This window comes from Hyphomicrobium sp., from assembly GCF_019753045.1.
Lineage (GTDB): Bacteria > Pseudomonadota > Alphaproteobacteria > Rhizobiales > Hyphomicrobiaceae > Hyphomicrobium_B.
Map to the genome: position 1 here is coordinate 221,422 of NZ_JAIELN010000012.1, position 21,385 is coordinate 242,806.

Here is a 21,385-nt window from a genome sequence, read left to right on the forward strand (position 1 = left end):
AATTGTCTTGCCGCACCTCTATTCTCGGCAGCGATGGTGAGATCGAACGGTCAAGACGAAATGCTTTCGCTGCTCAGTTGGTTGCAGGCCATGGGGGCCGATGCCGCTGTGGGCGATACAGCGCAGGACTGGCTTCAGCGCGGAAACGACGCGCCAGGGGCGGCATTCGCTTGGCCCGACCGGGATGAGGCAGCGTCAGCTACCCGGCCAGCGCCGCATGCCGCACGGGGGGCGGATGAAGGTCAATCGCCGGTTCGCGCCAGAGCAGTCCTTGGGGCCCCGGGGGCTTCAGGGTCGCCCCAGGCCGCCCGGCCCCGTGCCGTCACGCCCCTCGGAGCGAGCGAAGCCGAGACCGGCGCGCGGCGCATCGCACGAGCGGCCAACTCGCTTCAGGAACTCGAAGCGGCACTGCAGAATTTCGACGGCTGCGGCCTGAAAGCGACCGCGACCAAACTTTGCTTTTACCGGGGCGCACCGAGCAGCGACCTGATGATCATTGGCGAAGCTCCGGGCCGCGATGAGGATCTCGCCGGAAAACCGTTCGTCGGACGCGCCGGGCAGCTGCTCGACAAGATGCTCAGTGCCATCGGGCGAACGGAAGCCGACGTTCACATCACCAACGTCGTCTATTGGCGGCCGCCCGGCAATCGCACGCCGACACCGCAGGAGGCGCTCGCGTGCCGCCCCTTCCTTGAACGGCAGATCGAGCTCGTTGCTCCGAAGATCCTCGTTGCGGTTGGCGGCTCGGCGGCCAAGGAGATGCTTGGCGCCAGCGAAGGCATCATGCGGCTCAGGGGCAAATGGCGGGAAATCGAGATCGGCGACCGGAAAATTCCGGCGATCGCGACGCTGCATCCGGCTTATCTGCTCAGGACGCCGGCGGCGAAGCAGCTCGCGTGGATGGATTTGTTGCAGATACGTTCAAAGCTCTGAGGAACCGTCATGGCCGGCATCGATGCCGAACGCACGTTCGTCCCTGTCAGGATTGCCATCCTGACCATGTCCGATTCACGGACGCTTGCCGAAGACACCTCGGGCGATTTCCTGGAGAAGTCGATCGGCGAAGCGGGGCATGTTCTTGCCGACCGGAGGCTCGTGAAAGACGACACGGGCCTTATCAGAAGCATCGTCGAAGGCTGGATCAACGATCCATCCGTCGATTGCGTGATCACCACCGGCGGCACCGGCTTTACCGGCCGCGACGTCACCCCGGAAGCGATCAAGCCGCTCTTCGAAAAGGAGATCGAAGGCTTCGCGATCCTTTTTCACATGCTGTCGTTCCAGAAGGTCGGCACTTCGACGATCCAGTCGCGGGCGTGCGGGGGCGTATCGCACGGGACGTTTATTTTCTGCTTGCCGGGATCGACGGGAGCGTGCCGCGACGCGTGGGATGGAATTCTGAAATTGCAGCTCGATGCCCGCCATCGTCCGTGCAATTTCGTCGAGATCATGCCCCGGCTCGAGGAGCACCGCAAATCCGGTTGAGCGAGAGTTCGCGTGAGGCTTTACGGAGCGGTTTCGACCGATCCGTGCAGGCGCGCGACAACGCTCAGCGGCAAACCAGCACCATAGAGCACTTGGCAGATCTGGTTGCGCAAGGAACGCGACAGGTATCCGTCACGCTTGTATCGCTCCGCTGATGTTATGGCGTGCGCGTCGAGCATCGCGAGACGTCTGCGGCCCAGACGGCGTGCCAGATCGATGTCTTCCATGATCGGCAGATTTTTGTAGCCGCCGACGGCATCGAAGAGTTGGCGCGGGATCAGCAGGCCCTGATCTCCATAAGGCACGCGCAAGATCTTGCAGCGCAGATGAACGAGACGCTCGAGCAGGCGCGGAGCAATGCCTTTGTCGTCGAGGCGGAAGGTGAAGGCGCCTGCAGCCATCGAACGCTCACCGCAATCGACCCGGCGCATGAAGGCCGTTGCGCTGCGTTCCCAGCCATCTTCGAGGACAGTATCTGCGTTGAGAAAGAGGAGCCATGGAAAGCGGGCGAGAGCTGCGCCCTGAGCCAACTGCCCGCCGCGCCCAGGAGCGCTTTCGACCACGTCGGCTCCGGCTTGATCTGCGACCTCGGCCGTACTGTCGGTCGATCCGGCGTCGACGACGATGACCTGCTTGACGATACCGTCAATCGCCGACGGAACCAGCGCGGCTAGCGTGGCGGCCAGCCTGTGCTCAGCGTTACGCGCGGGAATGATTACCGAGATCATATCCATTTCCTGGCACGCCGGAGACCCTGCGGCAAGGCGCGCCACGTCGCGGGTCTTAACCATGGCGACGGCCGGGGTCGGCTCTTTGTTCTTTGTTTGTTCTTCGAAAGCTGCTAATGAACTCCGCGGTTTGAGAGTTCGGTCGGGAAATGGCTTCGAACAGAGACTTTTCAGATTATCCGGCGATGCCAGACTGTGCCGATTCTGGCGTGGTGGATTCAGAACGCCGCCGCGGCCGGGGCGCGCGCTCCAACAGGACGGGGCGCTTCGAGGCTCAGGAGCATGAGGAATTCGACGACGGATGGGAGACGCTCGGCGAACTCGAGGCCTTCAAGACGGAAGTTTTCGAGGACACGAGCAAGTCGATCATCTCGCATAACGACAGCCCCGACGTTTCTTTCGACAGCTCGATAAATCCGTACAGGGGTTGCGAGCACGGCTGCATCTATTGCTACGCACGGCCGAGCCATTGCTATCTCGGACATTCGGCGGGCCTCGATTTCGAGACGAAGCTCTACGCGAAACCCAACGCCGCCGTTCTTTTGGAGCGCGAACTCAAGCGGCCCGGCTACAAACCGGAGACGATCGCGATCGGCGGCAATACAGATCCCTATCAGCCGATCGAGCGTGAACGCCGGATTACGCGGGCGATCCTCGAAGTCATGGCGACGGCCAATCATCCAGTCGGCATCATCACGAAATCGGCGCTCGTCGCGCGTGATATCGACATCCTGGCTCCGATGGCTGCCAAGAATTTGGCGAGAGTCGCGGTCTCGATAACGGCACTCGATCGTCATGTTGCCCGCGCGATGGAGCCTCGCGCTGCGACGCCTTCCAGGCGCCTCGATACGGTCAAGCGGCTCGCGGATGCCGGAATTCCCGTGACTGTCATGGTGGCGCCAATCATTCCGGGCCTGACGGATCATGAAATCGAGCCGATACTCGAGGCGGCGCGGGAAGCCGGCGCGCGCGATGCGGGTTACGTGCTGCTCCGGCTGCCGCTCGAGATCAAAGATCTCTTTCGCGAATGGCTGCGAGAGGAATTTCCGGACCGCGCCGACAAGGTCATATCGCTGCTTCGTTCGATGCACGGCGGACGTGACTACACGGCCGATTTCGGCGTCCGCCAACGCGGGCGAGGTCCTTATGCTTCGCAGATCGCACTCCGATTCAGGCTTACGAAGAAGCGTCTGGGCCTCGGCGATGAGCGCGTTCCACTTCGGACCGATCTTTTCATCAGGCCTGGAAACGGGGGACAACAGCTCTCACTGCTTTGACATCGTGGTAAACGCGATGATCAAAGTTGTGAATGAAGATTGCCGATTCGCGCATCAAGCCGACGTTCGAACTCGAAGCCGCGGAGCATCTTCTGGGCTCGCGGCCGATTGCAGGCGTGGACGAAGCGGGCCGAGGGCCGTGGGCGGGACCGGTTGTTGCGGCCGCCGTCATCCTCGATCCCGATAAGATCCCGGCGAATATCGACGACAGCAAAATTCTCGACGAAGATTCTCGCGCCTCTCTCTACAGACGCATCATGAAGGTCGCGATTGTCGGCGTGGGCGTCGCCGATGTCGAACGGATCGATCGCGAGAATATCCTCGGCGCCACTCTATGGGCGATGGCGCAGGCCATCAGCGAGCTTGCCGAGAAACCGAAGCTGGTGCTCGTCGACGGCAATAAGGCGCCGAGAGTTGCGATGGTGACGCGAACGATCGTCAAAGGCGATTCCAAATGCCTTTCGATTGCGGCGGCATCGATCATTGCGAAGGTTACGCGCGACCGGATGATGATGGAGATGGCGCGCGATTATCCGGGCTATGGCTTTGAACGTCACAAGGGCTACGGCACGCCGGAACATCAGGCGGCGATCGACAAGCTCGGCGTCTCGGCTGTGCACCGGCGATCGTTCAAACCCGTGCAGCTTGCACTTGGCCTCGGGCCTGGCTTGAAACCGGCGCTCGGACTCGGGCTCGCCGACGCTTAGTCCGCAAGCGTTTCAAGTTGCACATCGAATCAAAAAATATAAATCGCTTGCGTGTGTCGAACGTGTATTCACGCGCGCTTCCGATCATGTACAAAGCGTACAGGCTCGCTTCATGAGTTCGAGGCAAGCGGTTTGTAATTCGTAGCGTAGCAGGTTCTGTACATGGGTTCGCGTCGCGTCAAAGTCCGCTCGCAGAGTGGAAAGATTCTCGTTGGTGATTGCATTGCCGAGCTGAAGAAGCTCCCGACCGCGAGTGTCGATCTCGTTTTCGCCGATCCGCCGTACAATCTGCAGCTCGCCGGCGAGCTCATGCGACCGAACAATACGAAGGTCGATGGCGTCGACGACGTTTGGGATAAATTCGACGATTTCGCAGCGTATGATTCATTTTGCCGCGCATGGCTTACCGAGTGCCGCCGCGTGCTGAAACCGGATGGCGCGATCTGGGTCATCGGCTCCTATCACAACATCTTCCGCCTCGGCGTCGCGATCCAGGACTTGGGCTTCTGGATTCAAAACGACGTCATCTGGCGCAAGGTGAACCCGATGCCGAACTTCCGCGGCAAGCGTTTCACCAACGCGCATGAAACGATGATCTGGGCCGGTCGCGATCGCAAATCGCGCGTGACGTTCAATTACGAAAGCCTCAAAGCTTCGAACGACGATCTACAGATGCGTTCGGACTGGCTGTTCCCGATCTGCTCGGGTCCGGAGCGCTTGAAAGACGACGGCGGCCGCAAAGCACATCCGACGCAGAAGCCGGAAGCATTGCTCCATCGCATCCTGATCGCGTCGACGAAGCCGGGCGATACTGTCCTTGACCCATTCTTCGGAACCGGCACCACAGGCGCCGTCGCAAAGCGGCTCGGCCGCAAGTTCATCGGCATCGAACGCGATATCGATTATGCGACGGCCGCCGACGAGCGGATCGCCAAAGTACAGCCGCTCGAGACCGAGGCAATCGAAACGCTGCCGTCGAAGCGCAGCGAGCCGCGCATTCCCTTCGGTCAGATCCTGGAACTCGGCATCATCAAGCCTGGCCGCAAGCTGTTCGGTCCACGGCGCGAAGTTCGCGCGGAAGTGCGCGCGGACGGCACGCTGTTCTACGATGGTCAGCAAGCGTCTATTCATCGCCTCGGCGCTATCGTCCAGGGCAAGGCCGCGTGCAACGGCTGGACGTACTGGCACTTCGAGGCGGAGGGGAAACTCAAGCCGATCGACGACCTTCGCTCCGAAGCAAAGCGTCAGCTCGGACTTGGCAGCCGCATGTCGATTTAGGTCCGGGTGACCGGGAGCTCAGTTGTCTGCAAGGCCGTGCGCGATGACCTTCTTCATCACGCTCGGCAAGGCTTGAGCGTGGAGGTCGCGGCGATGGACCCATCGACAGCGCTCCTGTTCGGCCCATAGCGTGAAGCTCGCATCGATTGGAACGAGCGCGCGATAGACGATCAGCTCGAGCCGGAAGTGCGTGAAAACGTGAACGACTGCGCCCGGCACGGGTAGCCACGACGTCGTAACGGGTGCGGCGCGCATCGCTTCTTTTTTCGACGGTAAGGCGTCGCCCCATGGCGTCGACGGCACCTCGAGCATGCCGCCGAGAAGGCCTGCCTCGGGACGCTGGCGCAAAAGCACTGCGCCGTCTTCCCGTTGCACGAGGAAAGCAATTCCGTATCGCGAGGGGCGTTCCGCCTTGGCTCCGCGCATAGGCAAAAGCTCGGCGAGATTTTGCGCGCTTGCCGAACAGTCTTGCTGAAGCGGGCAGACAAGACATGACGGCTTTCGCGGCGTGCAGATTTCGGCGCCGAGATCCATCATGGCCTGCGCGAAATCTCCGGCCCGCCGTTGTGGCGTGAGAGTCGCGGCCAGCCGGCGGATTTCCGGTTTGGCGGCGGGAAGCGGCTGGCGGACAGCGAACAGCCTCGACACGACGCGCTCGACGTTGCCATCGACCGGCGTCGCCTTTTCACCGAACGCGATGGCCGAGATGGCCGCTGCCGTGTACGGGCCGATGCCCGGCAGCTTCAGAAGCTCGGCTTCGTTCTTCGGGAATTCGCCGCCGTAGTCGCGCGCGACGACGTCAGCGCAGGCCTTGAGATTGCGAGCGCGCGAATAATAGCCGAGGCCCGCCCACTGCTGCAGCACTTCCTCCAACTCGGCCCCGGCTAGCGCGGTCACCGTCGGCCAGCGGGCGACGAATTTCTGGAAATACGGAACGACGGCCTTCACCGTCGTCTGCTGGAGCATGATCTCGGACAGCCAGACGCGGTAGGGATCGGCTTTCTTGCGGGGACCATAACGCCAGGGCAGATCGCGGCGCTCGGCTTCATACCAGGCGAGCAGCGCCTTGACGGTCAACGGCCCGGCCGGCCGCAACGGAAGCTGCTGCTGCCGCCGGCGGAGAGCTGCATTTTCCTGGACCGCGCCCATGCGCTCTTCATCTCCGGTTGCGCGGGACCCTCGAATCGCATCGACAATGGTAGACTTCATTCACGTCACCACAAGCCTGCCGGGACGAGCGACGCCATTGAGCACGAAACAACCCACAGCTCAGATGCGGCCATTACCTCCGGACGTCCGGAGCGTAAAAGGCCAGTTTGCGCGGGCTGTCGGCTCGTTCGTGCCGAAAGTGACGTCCGCGGCGTTCGAGAAATATGGCTTTCACAGCGCCGAGATCTTGTCGTCGTGGGAAACCATCGTCGGCGCCGACGTCGCAAGGCTTACGCGTCCGGAAACGATCAAGTGGCCGCGTGGCGCCAGGGCGCCGGTCGATGCCGATGACGCCGGGCAAAGCGCGGGCGCGACACTGATCGTTGCCTGCGACCCGGCATTCGCGCTTGAGGTCTCTTACCGCCACAAGGAAATCATCGACCGGATCAACCGGTATTTCGGATACCGCGCGATCGGCCAGCTCAAGGTTCATCAGGTTCCTCGTGTCGAAAGCGCGGCTTCGCCACAGAAGCCAGTTCAGCCCAAACTTCCGGCCGACAGCACCGCCGCTGCTCCGGGGGACATTGCCGCGGCCCTGGAAGCCCTCGGCAGAAGCGTAGCGGCCGCGTCGACGCGCTGACAGCATTCCGGGATATAACTCGGATATTACCGGCCCTTTAGTTGCCATCTCCAGCGGTTTCGGCTTATTCCGGCGGCAGATCCGTGCTAGGCGGCATTCATTGGCCGCCGTTACCCCACGGTTTGCATCGCGATGAGGAGTTGGACCTTGATAGAGTTCAGAAATTTTATGCCGGGCCTGTCCTCTCAGCGAGGCGTTCGCTTTGGTCTGTTGGCTTTGGCCGCCGTCGCCGGACTGGCGTTCGCGAGCGTCAACTCGAGTTTTGCTGCAGGCAAGGGGCCTGCCGAGGTTTCGGTCGACGAATTGATGAAGCCGACGGATCTTCCCGATCTCGCCATCGGGCCCAAGGACGCGAAGGTGACCATCGTCGAATACGCTTCGATGACGTGCCCGCACTGCGCGCACTTCTCCACCGAGGTCTTCGAGCCCATCAAGAAAAAGTACATCGATACGGGCAAGGTCCGCTTTATTTACCGCGAGTTCCCGCTCGATAATCTTGCAGCCGCAGTTTCGATGCTGGCGCGTTGTGCGGGCAATGAGAAAGTCTTCCCGCTGATCGAGACGTTCTACGAGAAGCAGGCGGATTGGGCGTTCGCCCAGGGAAGCCCCGTGCCGAAGCTGTTCGATATTGCGAAGCAGGCCGGCTTCACCCAGGAAAGCTTTGATAAGTGCCTGACGGACCAGAAACTTCTGGACCAGATTACCGCGCAGCGTTCGCGTGCGAGCGATACCTTTGGCGTCAATGCCACACCGACCTTCTTTATCAACGGGAAGCGGTTGCAAGAGGCTCCATCGGTCGAAGCTTTTGATAAGGTGCTGGAGCCGCTACTGGCGGCGAAGTAACTGGAAAATCATTGATGCTCGTCCGTTCGCTGGGCCTTACAGCCATCCTCCTCGTCTCTGGTTGGCTATCTGGCTGCGGCGCGGATATCCCGTCGCTTGCTCCGGGGGCGACGGCGAGCATTTCCGCTGACGGCAGCGCCTCCGGCGCTGCCTACCCGACCATCGGATCTGAAAAGCCCGATGGCATGCCGAGCCCCTTCGGCGATCCAAATGCGACTGCTTCTGGCGTCGGTGGCCGCGAGGTCATTCAGAACCCGACGGTCGCCGACATCATGGCGCCGAGCCCGTTGCCCGAAATGAGCTGGGGGCGGCCTGACGCCCCCGTGACAATCGTGCAGTACGCGTCCCTTACCTGCCCGCATTGCCGCAACTTTCACGAGAAGACATATCCCGAGCTCAAGCGCCGTTTGATCGACACCGGTAAGGTTCGATACATTCTCCGCGAATTCCCGATCGGCAAGACGTCGGGCAATGCGACGATCGCACTACGCTGCGCACCGCCCGATAAGTACTTGGAACTCTACGGGAAATTCATGGAGCAGCAGTCGTCGTGGGTCTCGCAGGAAGTGCGACTAGACGCCATCTACGCTGTTGCGCGACAGGTGGGGATGACTCGCCCGCAGTTTGACGCTTGCCTGCAGAATCAAGGCATGATCGAGAACTTGAAGTGGGTGAAGGACCGCGGTCGCAAACTCGGGATTGTTGGTACGCCGAACTTTTTCATCGGAACCAAGCTCATCAAGAAAGAGCTGACGCTCCCGGAGATCGCTGACTACGTCGAGCAGGCCAGTCGAAGCGGCACGCCAACGGCGGCTGCGACCCCCTAGGGGCAGCACGCGACGGTCCTGAGCCACGACGACACGGCATCGAGGACTGACAAGACGAATGAAAATCACCCGGCTCAGGCTTCTGGGATTCAAGTCCTTCGTCGACGCGACGGAGCTTGTGATCGAGCCTGGCTTGACGGGTGTCGTCGGGCCGAACGGCTGCGGAAAATCGAACCTTCTCGAAGCGCTTCGCTGGGTGATGGGTGAAAGCTCGCACAAGTCGATGCGCGCGGCGGCGATGGACGACGTTATTTTCTCGGGCAGCGGCGGGCGGCCCGAACGGTCGAGCGCCGAGGTCACGATGTTCCTCGATAACAGCTCCCGCAAGGCTCCCGCCGAATTCAACGACGGCGACATTCTCGAGATCACGCGACGCATCGAGCGTGAAGCCGGTTCCGCTTATCGCATCAACGGACGCGAAGTGCGGGCGCGCGACGTCAAAGTCTTGTTCGAAGACGCGGCGACCGGAGCGCGGTCGCCGGCACTCGTGCGTCAGGGGCAGATCGGCGAGATCGTCAATTCGAAACCCGAGCAACGCCGTCGCATTCTAGAAGATGCCGCGGGCATCGCGGGTTTGCATACGCGCCGGCACGAAGCCGAACTCAAGCTCAAGGCGGCCGAGGCCAACATCGAACGGCTGAACGATGTCGTCGGGCAGCTCCAATCGCAGACGGAGTCCTTGAAGCGGCAAGCGCGGCAGGCGCGGCGCTACAAGGAGCTGTCGAACGACATCCGCCAGCAGGAAGCGCTCGCCCTGCATCTGACCTGGCAGGACGCGCACCAAAGCGTCGAGAACGAGGAGGCGCAGCTTACCGATACGATGATGCGTCTTGGCGCGGCGACGGAAGCGGAGGCCAAGGCCTTCAACGAAGAGCTTCGCCTCGCCGAAGGATTGCCGCCGCTTCGCGAAGCCGAAGCTGTGAAGGCTGCGGCTTTAGCCCGTTTCAAGATCGAGCAGGAAAACCTCGAGCGCGAGGCGAGCCGTGCTGCGGAACGCGCGCGCGAACTCGAAGCTCGCGCCAAGCAACTCGATTCCGATCTCACGCGCGAGCGGGGCTTCATTCACGAAGCCAAGGAGACCTTGCTGCATCTCGATGCAGATCTTGCTGCGATCCAGGAGGCCGGTGACAGGGCGATCGACGAAGAGGATCTAGAAAGAATCAAGCTCGATGCGGCCGAAGCGCGCCGCGTTCAGACGGATGCACATTTCGCCGACATCACGCATCGCGCTGCCGATGCACGGGCCCGGCTTCGGAGCCTTGAATCCGCGCTCGCCGAGCGCAAGGACCTCGTTGCGAAGATTGCGCGTCAGATCACGGCGTTCGACGCGCAGATCAACGACCTGAAATCGAAAGCGCCGGACGGCGAGCAAGTTTCCGATATGGCCCATCGCGGCCAGGCACTCGCCCAAGAAATCAGCAAGATCGAAGCCGATACGCTGGCGGCGGAAGAAAACGTCAGGACGACACAGGCTGACGCCAAGGCTCGTCGTGACGAGGCGCAGCGCGTGCGCCTCGCTGCCAACGCGTTCTCGACCGAGCGCGACACGATCGCAAAGCTGCTCGCACGATCGGATGAAGGCGCTTATCCGCCTGCTGTCGATTTCATCCGCGTTTCGCCCGGTTACGAGACTGCGCTCGGCGCGGCGCTCGGCGACGATCTCGAAGCGCCGATCGCGGCGGAAGCAAGTGTACATTGGCGAAGCCTCGATCTTCCCGCCAAGGATCACGCGCTTCCGGCCGATGCCGAACCACTGGTCATGCATGTTGAAGCCCCGCAAGAGCTGACGCGGCGCCTTCGTCAAATCGGCGTCGTCAAACGGTCGGAAGGCGCACGTCTGCAGCCGCACCTCAAAACGGGGCAGCGTCTCGTTTCGCGGGAAGGCGATCTCTGGCGTTGGGACGGGTTTGTGGCGGCGGCCGGTGGCGTTACTCCGGCTGCCCAGCGTCTCGCCCACAAGAACCGGCTGGCGGAGCTCGATCGAAGCGCGCAAGCGGTCCTGAACGAGGCCAAAGATACGATCGACGCGGAACGTATGGCGGCAAACGCTGCTCAGCAGGCCGAGGCCGAGGAACGCCGGTTGCGCCAGCTTTGGCGCGACAAGCAGAACGAGCTTGCACAAGTTCGCCAGCAGCTGACGGTTCTTGAAAAGCTTCAGCGCGAAAGCGAGACGCGGCTTGCGGCAGTGACAGCGCAGCGCGCGCGAGCCGACGAAGAGTTGACCAATGCGCAAGCGCGGCATGTCGAGATCGAAGCTCACATTGTGACGATGAGTGTCGGCGAAGATCTCGAACCGCTGCTCAAGACGGCGCAGACGGAAGCCGAGCACGCGCGGCGCGAGGTGGCGGAATCGCGGGTTCGTCTCGGCAGTCTCGAACGCGACAAGCAGATCCGAGCAGAGCGCATCCGCCACTCGAACGCCGAGATCACGCGCTGGCATGGCCGCCAGCACAGCGCTGAAGCACAGGTTCAATCGCTAGACGCGCGTCTCAAAGAGGCGCGCGATGAAATGGCGGCGACCGCAGATCTCCCGGCGCGCATCGCGGCCCAGCGCGAAACGCTGCTGTCGGCACTTTCGCGTGCCGAAGACGAACGACGCGCGGCTGCCGATGATCTGGCATCGGCCGAGAACGCGATCCGTTCTGCAACGGAGTCCCTCAGATCCATTCAAGCCGAGGTGTCGGCGGCGCGGGAAGCCAATGCCCGCATCGAGACGCGCCTCGAAAATGCGCGGCACCGGCGCCAGGAAGCAGCCCGGCATATTCGGGAGACGTTCGACGTTGCGCCGGAAGCGTGTCTTGTTCTCGCGGGACTTCCCGAGGCGTCCGCCATCCCGGCGCTTGCCGACGTGGAACGGCATCTGACGCGGATCAAGGCTGACCGGGAGCGTCTAGGCGGCGTCAACCTGCAAGCGGACGACGACCTCGTCGAGGTCAGCAAGCAGCTGGAGAACCTCGTCGCCGAACGGGACGATCTCGAACAGGGCATTGCCAAGCTGAGGAGCGCCATTCAGCAACTCAATCGCGAAGGCAAGTCGCGACTCGACGAAGCGTTCGCGACAGTGAACGGGCACTTCGAACGATTGTTCACGCACTTGTTCGGAGGCGGCGAGGCGCGCCTCGAGATGATCGAAAGCCCGGAGGATCCGCTCGAGGGCGGTCTCGAAATCGTCGCGAAGCCGCCAGGCAAGAAGCCTGCAACACTGTCGCTCCTATCGGGTGGTGAACAGACGTTGACGGCGCTGGCGCTGATCTTCGCCGTGTTCTTGACGAACCCCTCGCCGATCTGCGTTCTCGACGAAGTCGACGCGCCTCTCGATGACGCGAACGTCGATCGGTTCTGCCGGCTCCTCGAACAGATGTCGACCGAGACCGCGACGCGCTTTCTCGTGATCACCCACCATCCGATGACGATGGCGCGGATGAACCGCCTGTTCGGCGTCACGATGGCCGAGAAAGGCGTTTCGCAACTTGTCTCCGTGGACCTGCAGACGGCGCAGAGCTTCCGCGAAGCGAGCTAACTCAGAATTATATTTAATTTTCAGCCGCGCATTAGCGGGCCGGCTACCGTGAGGGGAACCCCTCCCGGCGGGCGGACGTTCCCTTTCATCGAGAAAGGAGATCGCCCAATGCAATCACCAATCGATCCTCGGTCGCGACGCGACTCGATCGACCCGACGGAAGCACGGCAGGCTTCGCCCAGGAGAACGAACTTTCGGGTTCTGCTGGGTTCGATGGCGCTTGCGGTCGTGGTCGGTGTCGCGTTGGTCGCAGGGTTCTGGCAGACGACACGAGACAGGATGGATTACTCCTCCGGCGGCAAGCTTAGTGAGCCGAGCGCGACGTCGCAGGCGGCGCCAGCGGGGGCGTCGACAGCACCTTCATCCGAACCTTCAGGGGCGGCATCCCCGCAGGCCAATCCCCCGGCTCAGCAGGCCCCATCCAATCCGTAAAACGAACCCGAAAAGCAGCGGCCCGAGTTGCTGCTTCGAGTTGATGAGCCTTCCCCATCGCGGGAAGGCTTTTCCATTTTGCAGCGCACGCAATATGGCATGGCAGGCCTGCGCGGTTTAGCCGTACCCCGAGGCGATGCTCATATTGCCCAATTCCTTGACACCCCTAGACCCCAAATCTATGGTCCGCGCCGTCGATCTCCCCCGAGAGGCCGTTTTTCCTCGTGTTCTGGAAGGATTGAACCATGTCAGCCGATGGCAAGGGTCAGCGTCCGGAACCTGGTGAAATTAGCCCGGAAGACCGCGAAGCAATACGCAAGCGGTCGGCGGAAATTGGCCAAAAGCTCGATGCGCTTCAATCAAAAAAAGCGCAGCGGGCGAAGGCCGATCGGTCGGCAACGGGTGGATCTTCGAAGTCCGCCTATGGAGCAGCCTCCAAGTTTGCTGCTGAGCTTCTTGTCGGCGTTGTCGTCGGCGGCGGGCTCGGATGGGCACTCGACAGGCAGTTCGGCACGGCGCCCTGGCTGATGGTCCTGCTTGTGATCATGGGCTTTGCGGCTGGTCTTCTGAATGTTGTCCGCGCAGCTCAAAAGGCGCAGGCAGAAAACGAGCCGCTACAAAGAGCGGCACCGTCCGTCAAAGATGACGACGACGGCGAATGAGACACTAGGGGGTTATCTTGGCCGCTGAAGGTGCCGGACATCACAGTCCGATGGAACAATTCGAGATCCGGAAACTTTGGGATCTCAATTTTCTAGGTCATGACATCTCGTTCACGAACTCATCGCTGATGATGGTCGTGGCGCTCGTTCTCATTTCCGGCTTCATGATTTACGCGATGAACGCCCGTTCGCTCGTCCCCTCGCGCATTCAATCGATGGCCGAGATCGTTTACGAATACGTCGCCGGAATGGTCAAAGAGAACCTCGGCGAAGAGGGAATGAAGTTCTTCCCGTGGGTGTTCACGATCTTCATCTTCATTCTCGTGCTGAACGTCATCGGCCTCATCCCCGGTAACTTCACCGTCACCAGCCACATCATCGTGACCTTCGCGCTTGCCGCAATGGTTTGGCTCATCGCGACGTTCATCGGCTTCTGGAAGCATGGCTTCGGGTATCTGAAGCTGTTCGTGCCCTCGGGCGTGCCGTTCTGGCTGATGCCCGTCATCGTGCCGATCGAGCTCATCTCCTACTTCATCCGTCCGATCAGCCACTCGGTGCGTCTCTTCGCCAACATGATGGCGGGCCACACGATGCTCAAAGTCTTCGCGGGCTTTGCAGTGATGCTTCCCTGGTGGGGCAAGATCGCGCCGGCGGGCTTCATGGTTGCCTTTACGGGTCTTGAGCTGCTCGTGGCGTTCCTTCAGGCGCTCATCTTCACCGTTCTCACCTGCATCTATCTCAACGATGCAGTGAACATGCACCACTGATCAGGTCCTGCTACAGGATCTCGAAATTCCAACGCAAAAAGCGAAGCAAAGGGAGACTTTGAAATGGAACTCGCAGCAGCAAAGATGATCGGTGCAGGCCTTGCCTGCTCGGCTCTGATCGGCGCCGGCGTCGGCATCGGCAACATCTTCGGCAACTACCTCTCGGGCGCGATGCGCAACCCGTCGGCTGCACCCGGCCAGTTCACGAACCTGCTCATCGGCTTCGCTCTTGCTGAAGCAACGGGCCTTTTCGGTCTTCTGATCGCGCTCATCATTCTCTACGGTTGAGACTGGGCTGAAGACTAGAATACGCCCAAGCAACCGGAGGCTACAATGTTTGCCGGCACGACCATGCTGCTAGCGGTCGCCGCAGAGGCGGCCGAGAAAGTCGCTGAATCGGGTGCGTTGCCTCCCGAGTCCGTCGGCTTGCCGCAGCTCAATACGCAACATTTTGCGCCCCAGCTCTTCTGGCTGGTGCTAACGTTCGTGACGTTGCTCTTCATTATGTGGAAGATTGCGCTGCCGCGCGTCGCCGACGTTCTCGAAGAGCGTCGCGACCGTATCAAACGCGATCTTGACGCCGCATCACGGCTCAAGGCTGACACCGACAAGGCGCTCGCCGATTACGAAAAGGCACTTGCCGACGCTCGTTCCAATGCCTCGAGCATTGCCAAGGACACGCGCGAAAAGCTCGCCGCCGAAACGGAAACGGAGCGTCACCGCGTCGACGATCAGATCGCTGCGAAGCTTCGTGACGCCGATAAGCGTATTGCCGCGACGAAGTCCAAGGCGACGTCGGCGATCGGCGATATCGCAACGGACACGGCGAGAGCCGTCGTCGAGAAGCTCATCGGGCAGAACGTATCGCCTGATGACGTGAAGAAGGTGCTCCGCCCTGTGGCGGGCGAGTGAGGATTTAGAAGATGTTTGATCCAAACGATCCTCTTTTCTGGGTCGCACTCTCCTTCGTCGTATTCGTGGCCGTCGTGCTTTATTACCGCGTGCCGGCCATCGTTACGAAGTCGCTCGATGATCGTGCGGACGCGATCCGCAAGGAACTCGACGAGGCACGGAAGCTGCGCGAGGAGGCTCAGGCTCTTCTGTCGGACTACCAGCGGAAGGCTCGGGAAGCCGAGACCGAAGCGAAGTCCATCATCGAGCAGGCCAAGATCGAGGCTGAGGCGCTTGCGACCGACTCACGAAAGGCGCTCATCGAGAGCCTCGAGAGACGTTCGAAGATCGCCGAGGATAAGATTGCTCGTGCCGAATCCCAGGCATTGAGCGAAGTCCGCTCGACGGCGATCGAAACGGCGATTGCGGCTGCGCACGAAATCCTGAAGACACGCGCATCCGGCACCACGGGCGAAGCGCTGGTGTCCAGCTCGATCAGCGACCTCAAGGGCAAGCTCAACTAAGTCGAGCTTTCCATCATCTGAAATCAAAAAAGGCCAAGCTCACGCTTGGCCTTTTTTGTTATGCGAGGAATGGGGTGGCTGGCTTCTAGTGCCGCTGTGGTTCTGGCCTCGGCCTGGAGCGGCTTCAGCGAGAACTTGCTTCAGCCAGAGCTTGGAGCGTGGCTGTCGAAGCCGACGATGAGCTCATATTCTCCGGGCCGCGATCCTTCCGCGATCGGGAAGGTAACGGTCCGCACTGTCGAGAAATAGCTGATCGGCTTGTCGAGGCCGACGTTGACGTCGACCTTCACGCTGTCGCTCGCGACTTTGGTGCGCTTGGAATCGTTGACGGCGACCGTGATCGGCAACGTGACGTTGCCGGGTTGTCCCTTCGGGCCGAGAAGGAGGCGGCCGGAGAAACCGTATTTCACCGTCACGCGTCCAGGCTCGATTTGGCATTCGCGAGCGGTCTTCGTGATTTCGCCGCGTTGCGCGACGGCGAGAGCGTCGCCCACGCGGCCAGCTTGATAGAATGTGATGTAGTTGTCATGCGGCGCGATAATGAGCCGCGGACAGCCGGCGTCGACCGCGCCCACAAAGGTACTGCCCGTCGTCGGGTCGCTCGATTTGGCGGCGTCGAGCAATTGGGCCTCAGACACCGAGGAAATCTGTGGATTTTCAGACGAGCCGCCGCCGAACATGCCGCCGCCGAGGCCTGACGTCAAAGACGACATCCCGCAGCCGCCCAGCGCCGCCAGCGTGACCGCAAGCGAAGCGGTTGCGCACGTCCGGGCCGGCGCAAACAAACGGCGCGCCGCCGTCACATCCTTGTTGTAAGGATGCCGATAACCCGAATTGAGCAACGTTGACCCCCAAGGTTCAAAGTCCCGGCCCCTTGTATTGTCCGAAAAGCACCGTAGCATCCGATACCTGCGGCCCTCAAATGCATTTTCATGCCTGTCGAACGAGTATAAAGGACGTCTTTCTTCCATGTCGGGCCTTAACCAAACCAAAGCGACCGTGCAAAAGCCGCCTCTCAAGATCCTACTTGCTGCCCCGCGCGGTTTCTGCGCCGGTGTCGATCGCGCGATTCAAATCGTAGAACAGGCTTTGACGAAATTCGGCGCCCCCGTCTACGTTCGACATGAAATCGTGCACAACCGTTATGTTGTTGATTCCCTGAGAGCTAAAGGCGCCGTTTTTGTGAAGGAGCTGGATGAGATTCCAGATACCTCGCAGCCCGTGATCTTTTCGGCACATGGCGTGAGCAAGGCGATCCCCGAAGCGGCGCGCGGCCGGAACATGTTCGTCGTCGACGCGACGTGTCCGCTCGTGTCGAAAGTCCATATGGAAACGGCTCGTCACCACGAGCAGGGCCGCGAGATTCTGCTGGTCGGCCATCGTGGGCATCCGGAAGTTGTCGGCACGCTCGGGCAGCTTCCCGAAGGCGCGATAACGCTCGTCGAATCCGTCGAGGACGTGCGCGCCTTCCAACCGAAAGACCCTTCGAACCTCGCCTATGTTACGCAGACGACGCTCTCGCTCGACGATACCGCCGAGATCGTTGCCGTGTTGAAGGAGCGTTTTCCCGGGATTGGCGGCCCGGTCAAAGAGGACATCTGCTACGCAACGACCAACCGGCAAAACGCAGTCAAAGCCTTGGCCCCGCAGATCGACGGCCTGATCGTTGTCGGCGGTCCGAAAAGCTCGAATTCGCTTCGCCTGGTCGAAGTCGCAGCACGCGCGGGCTGCAAATTTTCCTTCCTCGTCGAACGCGCGGCGGACATTCCGTGGGAGAAGCTCGAAGGCGCGCAGACCGTCGGCATCACAGCCGGAGCTTCGGCGCCCGAGATTATCGTCGAAGAAGTGGTCGAAGCCTTCCGCAGCCGCTATGATATCACCATCGACGTCGTCACGACGCTCGAGGAGCGCGTGATCTTCAATGTGCCGCGAGAAGTCCGAGTCGCGCGCGCTCCCATCGAGCAGCAGCACTAGCTCCATTCAGCGCGCGGGAACATGGCCGTCTATACCGAAGTCAGCGACGACGAACTTGCGCGTTTTATCGATGGATATGCGCTCGGCAGGCTGCTCTCATTCAAAGGTATCGCCGAAGGCGTCGAGAACACCAACTATCTGGTGCACACGACAGACGGAACCTTCATTCTTACGCTCTATGAAAAGCGCGTCGATCCTGCCGACTTGCCGTTCTTCCTCGGATTGATGGAACATCTTTCGGCGGCGGGCGTGACTTGTCCGCTGCCAGTGCGCGACAAGAGCGGCCGCATTCTCAACGAGCTTGCGGGGCGGCAGGCAGCGCTCATTACTTTCCTTGAAGGCGTTTGGCCAAAGCGGCCCAAGGTCGTCCATGTCCAAGAGCTTGGGAAGGCGCTCGCGCAAATGCATATCGCGGGCGAAGGCTTTCCGTTGAAGCGAGCCAATGCGTTGGGTCTCGCCGGCTGGCGGCCGCTATTCGACAAGTTTTCGTCACGAACGGAAGAAATCTGCGACGGCCTTCACGATCTGATCGCGGACGAGCTTCGTTATCTCGAGCTCTCGTGGCCGAAGGATTTGCCGCAGGGAGTCATCCACGCGGATCTCTTTCCGGATAACGTCTTCTTCGTCGAGGACGCGCTTTCCGGCATCATCGACTTCTACTTCGCGTGCAACGATGCCCTCGCCTACGATATTGCCGTGTGCCTCAATGCCTGGTGCTTCGACGCGAAATCGCAATACGAGCCGCAGAAGGGAGCCGCGCTTCTCGCCGGTTACGATAGCGTTCGCCCCTTGACCGATGCCGAGCGCGCGGCAATGCCGGTGCTTGCCCGCGGTGCGGCGATGCGCTTTCTGCTGACGCGCAGCTACGACTGGCTCAACACGCCGAAGGATGCGCTGGTCGCTCGCAAAGATCCCGCTGACTATGTTCGGCGGCTCAAATTTCACCAATCCGTCGGCAGTATTGCCGACTACACGGCACAGCTCACTTCATGACCGACGAACGACCGAAAGTTCTGATCTATAGCGATGGTGCCTGCTCGGGAAATCCCGGGCCCGGCGGCTGGGGCGCGATACTGATTTCCGGCGAGCACCGCAAGGAAATCAACGGCGGCGAGAAACTGACGACGAACAACCGCATGGAGCTCAAGGCGGCAATCTCCGCTCTCGAAGCGCTGAAGAAGAGGAGCGAGGTCGATCTCTTCACGGACAGCGTCTATGTCCGGAACGGCATCATGTCATGGATTCACGGCTGGAAGAAAAACGGCTGGCGGACCGCCGACAAGAAGCCGGTTAAAAACGCCGAACTCTGGCAAGAGCTCGACGCGCTCCGCAGCAAGCATCACGTGACGTGGCACTGGCTGAAGGGCCATGCCGGTCACCCGGAGAACGAGCGCGCCGATGAGCTAGCGCGCATCGCCATGGCGCCGTTCAAGTCCGGCGGCCGCGCTAGTCTGCCTGCCGGCAACTCAAAGTGAGCGGTCGATCATCGAACAGAGCGTCGCCGCGCTCGACTTCTCGGCGATGGGCGTGCTGTCCTCGACGTTCAAGACTTTGACAACGCCGTTGTCGACCAGCATCGCGTAGCGCTTCGACCTCAACCCGAGGCCGAAGTTCGATAGATCGATTTCCAATCCAACGGCCTTGGCGAAATCGCCGGAGCCGTCTGCCAGCATTTCGATCTTGCCGGTCGCGCCGGTGTCCTTCGCCCAGTTCGTCAGAACGAAAATGTCGTTCACGGCCGTACAGGCGATGGTGTCGATCCCCTTTGCCTTGAGTTCGTCGACGCGATCGACGAAGCCCGGCATATGGCTCTTGCTGCAGGTCGGCGTATAGGCGCCGGGGACGGCAAAGATCGCGACTTTCTTGCCGGAGAAGACATCGCTGATCGACTTAGGCTCGGGTCCGTTAGCTCCCATCACTGTGAACTTGCCGTCCGGCAGATGATCTCCGACCTTGATCGCCATATCGTCCCTCTGGGTTTGCGCGCCCCATGTCGCTCCGTCGGCTCGTGGCAGGCGGTTTCTATGTAGCGACTGCAAACGGCTACTCAAGCGTAATCGTCGTCTCGGACTGACCCTTGCCGTCGATCATCGTGACCGTCAGGGGCTTCCCTTTCAGATCCTTGATGTCGACGCCATCGGTCAGATCGACTTCGAATACGGCCTTGCCTGCATCGTCCTTTATCCGTTTCGGCAACGGCACATAAATGCCGCCTGGCCCTTCAACGAAAGCGTCGGCGGTTGGCGGAGCGGCCGTCTCGACGTCCAGAACGAGCTTCGGCTTGCCGGAGCTTTGATCGAGACGCCAAGCGGCGAGCGCCGGATCGATCCCAGGTCGCGGTTTCACGCCTGGAACCTCGGTGAGGACCTTCGACAGCTCGTCGGACGTTCCAACGTCGGGGGGAATGACAAGTTGCAGCTCGGCTTCTGCAGGAATGCAGATGTCTTTGCAGACCCCGTAAGAGACCTTGCCATGGAGCGTGACCGGTTTGCTCGCGTCTTTCGGCGTCACCAATACGGGAAAGAGGACGCCGCCGTTTTTGTATCCGACGACATCTCCCGCCTTGTCGTGCAGGCGATGCGGAGCCGGATAAAGCACGGTCGCCGAGGCAAGGTTGTCGGATCCCTGCCAGTCGAAATCGGGTGGTACGCCGCCCGCGTCACCCGGCGACTTCCAATATGTTTTCCAACCGTCCGGCATCGCCACATCGACGCCCGCGTAGAGTCCGGGCTCTTGCCCCCTCGTCGCGCGTCCGGCCACGAGCCGCGCCTTGTTGTTGAACCCTTCATGCCAATCGGAGGCGACGGGGCCTGGATCGCTCCACGCTGCGACGGTGCTGAGAACAAAAAACGCTATAGCCAATCTGATCACAACATTTCGCCTTTCGATGATTGGTTTCACGATCGCGCCTTCAGAGGCGTTCCCGGGCCGCATAAGTTTTCTCTCGAATTATACGCTGGGGCGAAGCTTGGCGTTAGAGAGGCGTCTTTATTGCATTCTTGGGCATCTTCACGTCGGCGTACTATGGGGTTAGTCTCACCCATATGAAAGCAAGCCGACAGACGGGCCAGACAGGCGGGCCAGACATAAAGCTCGAAGGGCAGCTCCTCATCGCCATGCCCGCGATGACTGACCGGAGATTCCAGCGCTCGGTCATCTACATGTGCGCCCATTCGCCGGAAGGGGCCATGGGCCTCATCATCAATCAGCGCGCTAACCACATCACCGCGCCGGATCTCCTGGAACGGCTGGGCATATCGTCCCGCAATCCCGATGATGAGATCACGAGCGAGGTGCTGTCGCTTTCCATTCAAGTCGGAGGCCCCGTCGAGACGGGTCGCGGGTTCGTGCTGCATAGCTCCGACTATTTTTCCGAGGATTCGACGCTCGCGATCGAGCAGGGCGTTTGTTTGACGGCGACGATCGACATTTTAAAGGCCATCGCGCAAGGCCGCGGTCCCGCCCGGGCGCTGCTGGCGCTCGGTTACGCCGGCTGGTCGCCGGGGCAGCTCGAAATCGAGATGCAAGCCAACGGTTGGCTGCATTGCCCGGCCGATCCGGAACTGATCTTCGACGAGGATCTCGAAAACAAATATTCCCGGGCGCTGGCAAAAATGGGAATCGATCTGTCGCACCTCGTCAGCGACGCCGGACACGCCTAGGGTCCCTGATTTCCCCTAT

General features: G+C 61.0%; 24 protein-coding genes. 19 read left to right on the forward strand and 5 right to left on the reverse strand.

What is annotated here, in order from left to right; genetic code table 11:
• The first annotated feature begins 60 nt into the window (after positions 1-60).
• Together K2Q04_RS15130 and moaB are read left to right on the forward strand one after the other, a co-directional pair.
• Entirely contained in the window at positions 61-933 is an 873-nt protein-coding gene (locus K2Q04_RS15130) for a uracil-DNA glycosylase (RefSeq protein ID WP_291165540.1), read from the forward strand.
• 9 nt (positions 934-942) lie between these two features.
• Positions 943-1,485 (forward strand): molybdenum cofactor biosynthesis protein B, encoded by a 543-nt coding sequence (gene moaB / locus K2Q04_RS15135; RefSeq protein ID WP_291165434.1) that lies wholly within the window; start codon positions 943-945, stop codon positions 1,483-1,485.
• Between the two features lie 20 nt (positions 1,486-1,505).
• Here moaB and K2Q04_RS15140 read toward each other — a convergent pair whose 3' ends face one another.
• Positions 1,506-2,213 carry a TIGR04283 family arsenosugar biosynthesis glycosyltransferase gene (locus tag K2Q04_RS15140; RefSeq protein ID WP_291165542.1) on the reverse strand — a complete coding sequence of 236 codons (708 nt, stop codon included), beginning with the start codon at positions 2,211-2,213 and terminating at the stop codon, positions 1,506-1,508.
• A gap of 149 nt (positions 2,214-2,362) precedes the next feature.
• Between K2Q04_RS15140 and K2Q04_RS15145 the strand changes: the two genes are divergently transcribed.
• The 3 genes from K2Q04_RS15145 to K2Q04_RS15155 all read left to right on the forward strand — a co-directional run bounded on the left by K2Q04_RS15145 (position 2,363) and on the right by K2Q04_RS15155 (position 5,475).
• The gene (locus K2Q04_RS15145; protein ID WP_291165436.1) at positions 2,363-3,490 is read left to right on the forward strand and encodes a PA0069 family radical SAM protein; all 1,128 of its coding nucleotides are present in this window, start codon (positions 2,363-2,365) and stop codon (positions 3,488-3,490) included.
• 32 nt (positions 3,491-3,522) lie between these two features.
• A complete protein-coding gene (locus K2Q04_RS15150) occupies positions 3,523-4,197 on the forward strand; it encodes a ribonuclease HII (protein ID WP_291165438.1) in 675 nt (224 codons plus the stop codon).
• Positions 4,198-4,359: 162 nt separating this feature from the next.
• Complete coding sequence (locus tag K2Q04_RS15155; RefSeq protein WP_291165440.1) at positions 4,360-5,475, forward strand: site-specific DNA-methyltransferase; 1,116 nt, start codon at positions 4,360-4,362, stop codon at positions 5,473-5,475.
• Between the two features lie 18 nt (positions 5,476-5,493).
• Here the strand turns inward: K2Q04_RS15155 and mutY are convergent, their stop codons facing one another.
• Positions 5,494-6,624 carry an A/G-specific adenine glycosylase gene (mutY, locus tag K2Q04_RS15160; protein WP_291165544.1) on the reverse strand — a complete coding sequence of 377 codons (1,131 nt, stop codon included), beginning with the start codon at positions 6,622-6,624 and terminating at the stop codon, positions 5,494-5,496.
• A 97-nt stretch (positions 6,625-6,721) separates the two neighbouring features.
• On the opposite strand from mutY, the gene K2Q04_RS15165 reads away from it, so the two are divergent.
• The 10 genes from K2Q04_RS15165 to K2Q04_RS15210 all read left to right on the forward strand — a co-directional run bounded on the left by K2Q04_RS15165 (position 6,722) and on the right by K2Q04_RS15210 (position 15,730).
• Positions 6,722-7,264, forward strand: coding sequence for a DciA family protein (locus K2Q04_RS15165; protein WP_291165441.1), 543 nt, complete (start codon positions 6,722-6,724; stop codon positions 7,262-7,264).
• A gap of 147 nt (positions 7,265-7,411) precedes the next feature.
• Positions 7,412-8,107: a DsbA family protein gene (locus tag K2Q04_RS15170; protein ID WP_291165443.1), complete on the forward strand. Its 696-nt coding sequence runs from the start codon at positions 7,412-7,414 to the stop codon at positions 8,105-8,107.
• Between the two features lie 14 nt (positions 8,108-8,121).
• A complete protein-coding gene (locus K2Q04_RS15175) occupies positions 8,122-8,934 on the forward strand; it encodes a thioredoxin domain-containing protein (RefSeq protein WP_291165445.1) in 813 nt (270 codons plus the stop codon).
• A gap of 58 nt (positions 8,935-8,992) precedes the next feature.
• The gene (gene smc / locus K2Q04_RS15180) at positions 8,993-12,454 is read left to right on the forward strand and encodes a chromosome segregation protein SMC (protein ID WP_291165447.1); all 3,462 of its coding nucleotides are present in this window, start codon (positions 8,993-8,995) and stop codon (positions 12,452-12,454) included.
• A gap of 108 nt (positions 12,455-12,562) precedes the next feature.
• Positions 12,563-12,886: a hypothetical protein gene (locus tag K2Q04_RS15185; protein ID WP_291165449.1), complete on the forward strand. Its 324-nt coding sequence runs from the start codon at positions 12,563-12,565 to the stop codon at positions 12,884-12,886.
• A 245-nt stretch (positions 12,887-13,131) separates the two neighbouring features.
• Positions 13,132-13,548, forward strand: a complete 417-nt coding sequence (locus tag K2Q04_RS15190) for an AtpZ/AtpI family protein (RefSeq protein ID WP_291165451.1) — start codon at positions 13,132-13,134, stop codon at positions 13,546-13,548.
• Between the two features lie 50 nt (positions 13,549-13,598).
• Positions 13,599-14,315, forward strand: a complete 717-nt coding sequence (locus tag K2Q04_RS15195) for a F0F1 ATP synthase subunit A (protein WP_291165546.1) — start codon at positions 13,599-13,601, stop codon at positions 14,313-14,315.
• A 63-nt stretch (positions 14,316-14,378) separates the two neighbouring features.
• On the forward strand, positions 14,379-14,603 hold the full coding sequence (locus K2Q04_RS15200) for a F0F1 ATP synthase subunit C (protein WP_045835060.1): 225 nt from the start codon (positions 14,379-14,381) through the stop codon (positions 14,601-14,603).
• Between the two features lie 45 nt (positions 14,604-14,648).
• Positions 14,649-15,227 carry a F0F1 ATP synthase subunit B' gene (locus tag K2Q04_RS15205; RefSeq protein WP_291165453.1) on the forward strand — a complete coding sequence of 193 codons (579 nt, stop codon included), beginning with the start codon at positions 14,649-14,651 and terminating at the stop codon, positions 15,225-15,227.
• A gap of 11 nt (positions 15,228-15,238) precedes the next feature.
• The gene (locus K2Q04_RS15210) at positions 15,239-15,730 is read left to right on the forward strand and encodes a F0F1 ATP synthase subunit B (protein WP_291165455.1); all 492 of its coding nucleotides are present in this window, start codon (positions 15,239-15,241) and stop codon (positions 15,728-15,730) included.
• A gap of 140 nt (positions 15,731-15,870) precedes the next feature.
• Here K2Q04_RS15210 and K2Q04_RS15215 read toward each other — a convergent pair whose 3' ends face one another.
• A complete protein-coding gene (locus K2Q04_RS15215; RefSeq protein WP_291165456.1) occupies positions 15,871-16,572 on the reverse strand; it encodes a hypothetical protein in 702 nt (233 codons plus the stop codon).
• Between the two features lie 127 nt (positions 16,573-16,699).
• Between K2Q04_RS15215 and ispH the strand changes: the two genes are divergently transcribed.
• The 3 genes from ispH to rnhA are packed head-to-tail and all read left to right on the forward strand — an operon-like array spanning position 16,700 to position 19,179.
• Entirely contained in the window at positions 16,700-17,704 is a 1,005-nt protein-coding gene (ispH, locus tag K2Q04_RS15220; RefSeq protein WP_291165458.1) for a 4-hydroxy-3-methylbut-2-enyl diphosphate reductase, read from the forward strand.
• A gap of 21 nt (positions 17,705-17,725) precedes the next feature.
• A complete protein-coding gene (locus K2Q04_RS15225; protein WP_291165459.1) occupies positions 17,726-18,697 on the forward strand; it encodes a homoserine kinase in 972 nt (323 codons plus the stop codon).
• On the forward strand, positions 18,694-19,179 hold the full coding sequence (rnhA, locus tag K2Q04_RS15230) for a ribonuclease HI (protein ID WP_291165461.1): 486 nt from the start codon (positions 18,694-18,696) through the stop codon (positions 19,177-19,179). Before K2Q04_RS15225 ends, rnhA begins: the two co-directional genes overlap by 4 nt.
• On the opposite strand, the gene K2Q04_RS15235 is transcribed toward rnhA, so the two are convergent.
• Both K2Q04_RS15235 and K2Q04_RS15240 read right to left on the reverse strand, forming a co-directional pair.
• Positions 19,171-19,668 (reverse strand): peroxiredoxin, encoded by a 498-nt coding sequence (locus K2Q04_RS15235; RefSeq protein ID WP_291165463.1) that lies wholly within the window; start codon positions 19,666-19,668, stop codon positions 19,171-19,173. The two genes, rnhA and K2Q04_RS15235, sit on opposite strands and share 9 nt — an antisense overlap.
• A 79-nt stretch (positions 19,669-19,747) precedes the next feature.
• Positions 19,748-20,575 (reverse strand): protein-disulfide reductase DsbD domain-containing protein, encoded by an 828-nt coding sequence (locus K2Q04_RS15240; RefSeq protein ID WP_291165465.1) that lies wholly within the window; start codon positions 20,573-20,575, stop codon positions 19,748-19,750.
• Positions 20,576-20,748: 173 nt separating this feature from the next.
• On the opposite strand from K2Q04_RS15240, the gene K2Q04_RS15245 reads away from it, so the two are divergent.
• Entirely contained in the window at positions 20,749-21,366 is a 618-nt protein-coding gene (locus tag K2Q04_RS15245; RefSeq protein WP_092868422.1) for a YqgE/AlgH family protein, read from the forward strand.
• The last annotated feature ends 19 nt before the right edge of the window (positions 21,367-21,385 follow it).

Bases quoted from the DNA above. Each gene is read 5' to 3' on its own strand.
- K2Q04_RS15225 (WP_291165459.1), top strand. From the start codon at position 17,726: ATGGCCGTCTATACCGAAGTCAGCGACGACGAACTTGCGCGTTTTATC.
- K2Q04_RS15190 (WP_291165451.1), top strand. From the start codon at position 13,132: ATGTCAGCCGATGGCAAGGGTCAGCGTCCGGAACCTGGTGAAATTAGC.
- mutY (WP_291165544.1), bottom strand. From the start codon at position 6,624: ATGGGCGCGGTCCAGGAAAATGCAGCTCTCCGCCGGCGGCAGCAGCAG.
- rnhA (WP_291165461.1), top strand. From the start codon at position 18,694: ATGACCGACGAACGACCGAAAGTTCTGATCTATAGCGATGGTGCCTGC.
- K2Q04_RS15195 (WP_291165546.1), top strand. From the start codon at position 13,599: ATGGAACAATTCGAGATCCGGAAACTTTGGGATCTCAATTTTCTAGGT.
- K2Q04_RS15155 (WP_291165440.1), top strand. From the start codon at position 4,360: ATGGGTTCGCGTCGCGTCAAAGTCCGCTCGCAGAGTGGAAAGATTCTC.
- K2Q04_RS15205 (WP_291165453.1), top strand. From the start codon at position 14,649: ATGTTTGCCGGCACGACCATGCTGCTAGCGGTCGCCGCAGAGGCGGCC.
- K2Q04_RS15140 (WP_291165542.1), bottom strand. From the start codon at position 2,213: ATGATCTCGGTAATCATTCCCGCGCGTAACGCTGAGCACAGGCTGGCC.
- smc (WP_291165447.1), top strand. From the start codon at position 8,993: ATGAAAATCACCCGGCTCAGGCTTCTGGGATTCAAGTCCTTCGTCGAC.
- K2Q04_RS15245 (WP_092868422.1), top strand. From the start codon at position 20,749: ATGAAAGCAAGCCGACAGACGGGCCAGACAGGCGGGCCAGACATAAAG.
- K2Q04_RS15150 (WP_291165438.1), top strand. From the start codon at position 3,523: ATGAAGATTGCCGATTCGCGCATCAAGCCGACGTTCGAACTCGAAGCC.
- K2Q04_RS15145 (WP_291165436.1), top strand. From the start codon at position 2,363: ATGGCTTCGAACAGAGACTTTTCAGATTATCCGGCGATGCCAGACTGT.
- moaB (WP_291165434.1), top strand. From the start codon at position 943: ATGGCCGGCATCGATGCCGAACGCACGTTCGTCCCTGTCAGGATTGCC.
- ispH (WP_291165458.1), top strand. From the start codon at position 16,700: ATGTCGGGCCTTAACCAAACCAAAGCGACCGTGCAAAAGCCGCCTCTC.
- K2Q04_RS15185 (WP_291165449.1), top strand. From the start codon at position 12,563: ATGCAATCACCAATCGATCCTCGGTCGCGACGCGACTCGATCGACCCG.
- K2Q04_RS15210 (WP_291165455.1), top strand. From the start codon at position 15,239: ATGTTTGATCCAAACGATCCTCTTTTCTGGGTCGCACTCTCCTTCGTC.
- K2Q04_RS15235 (WP_291165463.1), bottom strand. From the start codon at position 19,668: ATGGCGATCAAGGTCGGAGATCATCTGCCGGACGGCAAGTTCACAGTG.
- K2Q04_RS15175 (WP_291165445.1), top strand. From the start codon at position 8,122: ATGCTCGTCCGTTCGCTGGGCCTTACAGCCATCCTCCTCGTCTCTGGT.
- K2Q04_RS15130 (WP_291165540.1), top strand. From the start codon at position 61: ATGCTTTCGCTGCTCAGTTGGTTGCAGGCCATGGGGGCCGATGCCGCT.
- K2Q04_RS15200 (WP_045835060.1), top strand. From the start codon at position 14,379: ATGGAACTCGCAGCAGCAAAGATGATCGGTGCAGGCCTTGCCTGCTCG.